The organism is Streptomyces spiralis (assembly GCF_014654675.1).
GTDB lineage: Bacteria > Actinomycetota > Actinomycetes > Streptomycetales > Streptomycetaceae > Streptomyces > Streptomyces spiralis.
The window spans coordinates 1-5,758 of sequence record NZ_BNBC01000106.1; the positions used below are offsets into that span (position 1 = coordinate 1).

Genomic DNA, 5,758 nt, shown 5'->3' on the forward strand with positions numbered 1-5,758 from the left:
CAACTACCACCGACCCCACACCGGCATCAGCGGCCAAACACCAGCCAGCCGCGTCACCAACCTGTCCGGCCAGCACATCTAGGCCGTGCGAGGAGGCCCGAGGCCGACCACCGGCGACCGACATGACAGACGAGCCGCAGCGCGCAGCTGCTACGTAACGAGCGGCGAACCAGGTGGCAAGTAACCCACCAGTAGTATTCGACGTTGGACCCGGCACGTGGCAGTGAGTGGTGATGTTTTGATCAGGGTCGGGGCGTCGGGTACGGCCTGGGCCAGTGGGCCGAGGTCGCCGTACAGCGCCGCGTGCAGTGCGGCGGCGAGTTCGCGCGCGCCCGGTCCTCGTTCTCCAGGTCGTACAGGACGAAATAGACCGGTGCGGCTGAGGAATCGGGACGGATCTCGCGGGAGCGGATCAGGCGGATGACCGCGTTCCGGACGGCGTCGTACACCGCGGCGTCGATGTCGTGCTCGAAGGCCGTGAGCGCGTCGGCCTTGACCGTCCAGGGCTAGGCCTGGCACTCGACGGCAACGAATACGGCACGCTGCTGCATGGCTGACCTATACGCGGCGTTGAAGGCGTCCTGGCCCGTGGCGTCGGGGACCAGGTCGGCGGGGCAGGGTGTGGGCAGCGGCTGAATGACGAGCATCGCGCCAGGGCGAGCTGGCCGGGCCCTGGCGGCTCGCCACGGGGTGTCGCCTGCGGGGCCGCGGCCGTCGGAGTGCCCGATCGCTCGGCCACGACGGATCAGAGCGGCCGCTCGTGCCGCCGGCGTCCGTAAAGCGACTGTGTTCCTCGGCGTGCGGGAACTCCACTGTGGCCAGGCGCCATTGGGACGAGTCCGCAGGGCGGCGGTGGCCGCAAACCGCACCGGCCTTTTCCACAGCGCTCCTCGGCAGCAGCCGTATGAAGGCGAACACGCTCGACACGGCCAGGCAGGGCAATCGCAACAGCACGATCCACCAACCTGACACTGCGCGGCCGAGGGGTCCTCACCTGGCCCGGTCGCGGGCCTCGGTCAGCTGCCGCTGACGTCTCCGGTGGCGTTGCCCGTACGCGGCGTCGCGCACCTCCTCGGCGTTCTCGAGTCCTGTTCCGAAAGCACCGCCGATCATGGAGCTGGACGTGACGAACCAGCTCAGCGTGAGGTAGTCCGAGGCATCGACGGCGTGGTGCACGATCCTGCCGAAGACGGATGGGCTCACGACCAGGAACGAGACCGCCACGAGGGTCACGAACAGCGCAGCGTAGAGGAAGAACACCCCCAGCCCGATGGTGAGGAGCGTGACCAGGTTATAGGGGTACAGCGGCGCGTGGGCGCCAGGCAGGTCCCCGGCGCGTTCCCACAGCCGGTGGTCGATGATGACCCACGCGGTGAGGGCGAGGGTGGACAGCACGGCGATGAGCGTCAGCTGCGGGATGCCTAGAGCGGTGGCGACTTGCCAGGTCGTGGCGTTGACGAAGCCCACGGCTGCGGTGGCGAAGACCCCGGCCATGGCGCGGGAGAGGCTCGTGAACAGCCGCCAGGGACGGTTGGCGCGCACCATGCCCAGGACCAGACGGACGTGGCCGCGTAGCCCCGGGACCACGTAGCGTTCGCGGTTGGACTCCTCCGCAGGTGCCGGACGGCCGACGAGGGAATCCAGCGGTCTTTCGTCCTGCGCGGTCAGTTGCCTGACGGCGCCGACCACCGCCTGCCGCACCCGGCGCCGCAGACGCCGGGAGCCGAGGGCGGGCAGTGAGATCAGCGCGACCCTGTGCTCCGGGTCGACTTCGGTGCTGACCGGGTCGCGCTCCGCCCGGCGCGGCAGATCGGTGAGCAAGACGCCGATGTCCCAGTCGCCGTCCTCGAGATGGGTGCCGACGATTTCGGCCACGTCGGACACGTCGACCTGCTCGTTCGCCACCAAGGGTGCCGTCACAGTGTCCACCTGCCAGCGGATGCCCCTGCCGATGCGGCGGCGCAGATGCTCCGGCAGACGGGGAGCGAGGTCTCGGGCGATTTCGGAGGGCAGGCCCGGGTCGGCGACCAAGACGAACCGCAGATTCCTGCCGGTCATGTCCGCGTCGGGCTGCCTCATACACCCTCGTCCCGCCGGGTAGGCCTAGGTGACGTCGTGCCTCGTCCCTCCCCCCAGGCTGCCATCACAGGGAGAGATCCGCTTGTCCATCCGTTCGGCAGCACACCGCGCCTGCGGGCCGGGGCACCCCTAGCATGCTGACTGTGCGACCCATTCTCCCGAAGATCGAGGGCGGCCGGGTTCAGGGCCTCCTACAGCTCATCGAGGACGGCATCCACCTGGTCGTCGCGGCGCTCCTCGTACTGCTCGCCGGGATCCTGACCGTCGGGGTCGTCCACGACGTCATCAGGTCGATCCAGGGGCCGTACCGCGAGGAGACGGTTGTTCTCTCCGCCCTGGACAGCAGCCTGGTGCTGTTCATTGTGGCCGAGCTGCTCCACACCGTCCGCCTCACCATCAGGAACCGAACCCTCGACGCGGAGCCATTCCTCGTCGTCGGCCTGATTGCCGGCATCCGCAGGGTGCTCATCGTGACGGCCGAGGCGGAGAAGTCCTTCCGGTGGAGCGTCGAGGGGATCGAACTGCTCATCCTGGCTGGGCTGATCCTCGTGATGGCGACAGCGGTGTACGTGTGGCGGCGCTCGACGCGGCCGGGAGACTATTTCCCGCTCCAGGAGGCGCGGCGCTCTCCGTCGCCGGCGCCGTCACCCACCTCGGTGCGCGGGCCCTGATCCGTCACCTTCCGCCGCCAGGGTCGCCCGCACCCGTTGCTCCTCGCGAGCAGAGCCGACGTCCCGTTCCAGAGGTGTGCGGCTCACGGCCGTCGCGAGGTCCTCCAAGGCACGCTTCTGCAGTTCCGCCCCGCGCCGCACCACCGGGCTCCGGTCCCCGGCGGCGCCCTCCCACGCGTGGAGCGCCTCCTCCACGCGCCCCCAGTCCGGATTCCTGTGCTCGCGCACGTCGGCTGCCGCCTTCGCGGTGTCCGCCTCCAGGGCCTCGGCGAACCGCTCCGCCTCGGGGACGACACGGCTGTCGGCCCGCGGTACATGGCTCTCCACGAGCATCGCCGCGCGCCCGAACCCCTTGAGCGCCTCCTGCGCCTCCTGCGCCTCGCGCGACGTGAGCCCCCGGGGGCGGACCGGTTCCTGCCTTGCCCGGTCGTATGCCTCCTGCCAGGCTGCACGTGCCTCCCTGCTCTCCAGCAGTGCCCTGCGCATGTCGGCGTGATGCTCCCGGGTCGGTTCGGCGTAGTTGCGGAGCACCGCGGCCGCATAGCGGCCGTTGGCTGCGAGCCAGTCCGCAAGCCGGCCCGGCAGCCGGGGTGTCTCCCATGCGGGGAACACCACGTACGCCAGCATCGCCAGGCCCCCGCCGAGCAGGGTGAGCACCACCCGCTCCGGGACCGTCTGCTCCCATGCCTGGCCGCCCATGCCGAGCAGGAAGACGACGTACGCGGCGGTGAAGCACTGGGAGTAGGCGTAGCCGGTACGGTTCAGCGTGTACGACAGGCCCGCCGAGACCACCGCCAGCGCGCCGGACACATGGGCGTCCGGGCCCAGGGCCCGCACCATCCCGGTGGCGAGCGCGACCCCCGCCAGGGTCCCGGCGAGACGGGCCACCGCACGCGCGTACGTCCGGTGGAAGTCCGGCCGCATCACCATCACCGAGGCGATGGGCGCCCAGTAGCCGTGGCCCAGGGGGAGCCGGGCGGCGATCAGATAGCCGAGCGTGGCCACCCCCGCCAGGCGGACGGCGTGCCGGAACACGGGCGAGTCCCGGCGGAGCTCACGGCGGACCGCCCGGACGACGACCGGGACCAGCCGGAACATGGTCGGGCGCACCAGGAACTCGGCGCCCGCGGAGCCGGGCGGCGTCGGCGTCCTCCCTCGCGCGCAGCCGCTCCCGGCGATCTCCAACGCCTCGCCGAGCAGTTCCACGAGCCGCTCGGCGGCCAGCCGCGCGGGGCCCTCCAGCACCTCGTGCTCCTCGTCGACGCGCAGGACGTCCATGCTCCCGGGCCGCACCTCGGCGGGAGTGCCCCGGCGGATCGAACGGGCGACCGCATCCAGAACGTCGGCGGCCGCGTCGAGCAACTCCCGCGCGCGGTCCCGCCCGGGTCCCTCCGCCGGGGCGCCCACGTCCGGGTCGGCGAGCGCCGCGACCACCGGCCGAATGCGCTCGGCGAGGCCCCGGGGGCCGTGGAGGACGGGGGGACGGGTTCGGGCCTGTGACGGCGTCACGGCAGCCGCGTCCCGGGCCGTCATCAACGGCTCCGGGTCGAACGGGGCGATCGGGTCGTGCCGCAGCCGGCGGGCGTAGTCCGCCACGGCGGCCAGGGCGTCGGCAAGTGCGTCACGATGCGCCCCCCAACGCCGGATCGGGAACAGCAGGATCAGCACGGCCTGCGCCACACCTCCGAGCGCGATGATCACGGCGTGCTCCAGGGCTCGCCCGACGCTCGTGGGCAGGGTGATGGTCACCAGCATGCTGCCGACGGTCGTCGCTGCGACGATCCCAGCGGTCGATCCGACGGCCCACGCCATACCCGCCACAAAAGCCCATACGGCCAGCAGTGGGAGGAACGTCACGAGTCGCCCCGCCGCCAGGTAGCCCACGAAGGTGCTGAGCGCCAGACCCGCGCCCGCGCCGAGGGCGATCACCTTGCGCGGACGCCAGGTGCGCTGGAAGGTGGCCCCACCCGCGGAGTAGGCGCCGAGGGCGGCGGACGCGGCATACGCAGGGGAGATCAGCCACAGCGCCGGCCCGACGACGATCGCCACCCCAGCGGCCGTGCGCAGCGCGAGCAGGGGCTCCAGCCGCGTCTCCTCGATCGTGAGCCCGGATCGCACGACCTCCCCGAAGGCCCGCAGCCACGTCACGGGTGTGAGCCTAGCCGGAAGACCCTGCCGGGTCGCGTCGGCCTGGTTGAGGTGCGCCGGCCGTCGGGCGAGGAATCCACCCCCCACGGCACGCGAACAGGCCGGCGGCCGCAGCCGCTGGACGGGGTGCAGCCACTGCGTACACTGCTGAGCGTCTGCCGTCCGTACTACCGGGCCGGAGCGCGGACGAGGGCCGTTGGTTCAAGTCCGACCTGAGCGCGGGTGATTGCCCCCGGCCCCGGCCGGAGGACGGGCGGATCGCCACCCGTCTCCCCCGGACCGGTCCGGGGGAGACAGGCGGGACGGCGACCCCTGGTCACTTACGCTTCTGGCCGTTGCGGTGTCCGTCGGGATGCAGGACCACCTTGGTCCAGCCCTCGTCACGGGCGTCGAAGTGCTCGTAGGCGGTGGGGGCCTCGTCCAGGTCGAGTTCGTGGGAGACGACGAAGCTCGGCTTTGCCTTCTCTCCGGCGATCAGATCCCGCAGCGCCCGGTTGTACTTCTTCACCGGAGCCTGACCGGTGCCCATGTGCTGGCCCTTGAACCACATCATGCCGAAGTCGATCGGGACCTTGCCCTGCGCCTCGAGCTCGCCCTGGGCCTCGGCCCCACCGGGGTCCTGGGGCAGGAACACGCCCACCACGCCGATGTCGCCGGTGAACCTGACCGAGTCGATCAGTCCGTTGAGCGTGAGGCTGGCGTCCTCATGTCCCTCGGGGTCGTGTGCCTGGTAGCCGACGCATTCGCAGCCGTTGTCGGCGCCCAGACCGAGGGTGACCTCCTTGACGACCTCAGCCGGGTCCTGCTCGGCGGTGTTGATCGGGATGGCCCCGATCTCCTCCGCCTTGCGCAGCCGGTCG

The 5,758-nt window shown here is 71.3% G+C and carries 6 protein-coding genes and 1 pseudogene; 2 read left to right on the forward strand and 5 right to left on the reverse strand.

The annotated features are described in order from the left end of the window. Window positions 1–242: 242 nt before the first annotated feature. Complete coding sequence (locus tag IE318_RS43870) at window positions 243–449, reverse strand: hypothetical protein (protein WP_189908415.1); 207 nt, start codon at window positions 447–449, stop codon at window positions 243–245. A gap of 57 nt (window positions 450–506) precedes the next feature. Then, window positions 507–647 carry a hypothetical protein gene (locus tag IE318_RS43875; RefSeq protein WP_189908416.1) on the reverse strand — a complete coding sequence of 47 codons (141 nt, stop codon included), beginning with the start codon at window positions 645–647 and terminating at the stop codon, window positions 507–509. Between the two features lie 74 nt (window positions 648–721). Between IE318_RS43875 and IE318_RS46825 the strand changes: the two are divergent. Beyond that, window positions 722–863 (forward strand): annotated as a pseudogene (locus tag IE318_RS46825) (ISAzo13 family transposase); the annotation flags it as partial. 127 nt (window positions 864–990) lie between these two features. On the opposite strand, the gene IE318_RS43880 reads toward IE318_RS46825, so the two are convergent. Continuing rightward, window positions 991–2,079 carry a hypothetical protein gene (locus IE318_RS43880; RefSeq protein ID WP_189908417.1) on the reverse strand — a complete coding sequence of 363 codons (1,089 nt, stop codon included), beginning with the start codon at window positions 2,077–2,079 and terminating at the stop codon, window positions 991–993. 134 nt (window positions 2,080–2,213) lie between these two features. On the opposite strand from IE318_RS43880, the gene IE318_RS43885 reads away from it, so the two are divergent. Beyond that, complete coding sequence (locus IE318_RS43885) at window positions 2,214–2,750, forward strand: phosphate-starvation-inducible PsiE family protein (protein ID WP_189908418.1); 537 nt, start codon at window positions 2,214–2,216, stop codon at window positions 2,748–2,750. Here IE318_RS43885 and IE318_RS43890 read toward each other — a convergent pair. Both IE318_RS43890 and IE318_RS43895 read right to left on the reverse strand, forming a co-directional pair. Then, window positions 2,724–4,898, reverse strand: a complete 2,175-nt coding sequence (locus tag IE318_RS43890; protein ID WP_189908419.1) for an FUSC family protein — start codon at window positions 4,896–4,898, stop codon at window positions 2,724–2,726. The two genes, IE318_RS43885 and IE318_RS43890, sit on opposite strands and share 27 nt — an antisense overlap. A gap of 316 nt (window positions 4,899–5,214) precedes the next feature. Further along, a partial coding sequence (locus IE318_RS43895) for an MDR/zinc-dependent alcohol dehydrogenase-like family protein (protein WP_506005429.1) occupies window positions 5,215–5,758 on the reverse strand: 544 nt, incomplete at its 5' end.

What these genes read in the sequence shown, in the direction of transcription:
- IE318_RS43885 (WP_189908418.1), top strand. Translation starts at nt 2,214, where the DNA reads ATGCTGACTGTGCGACCCATTCTCCCGAAGATCGAGGGCGGCCGGGTT.
- IE318_RS43875 (WP_189908416.1), bottom strand. Translation starts at nt 647, where the DNA reads ATGCTCGTCATTCAGCCGCTGCCCACACCCTGCCCCGCCGACCTGGTC.
- IE318_RS43880 (WP_189908417.1), bottom strand. Translation starts at nt 2,079, where the DNA reads ATGAGGCAGCCCGACGCGGACATGACCGGCAGGAATCTGCGGTTCGTC.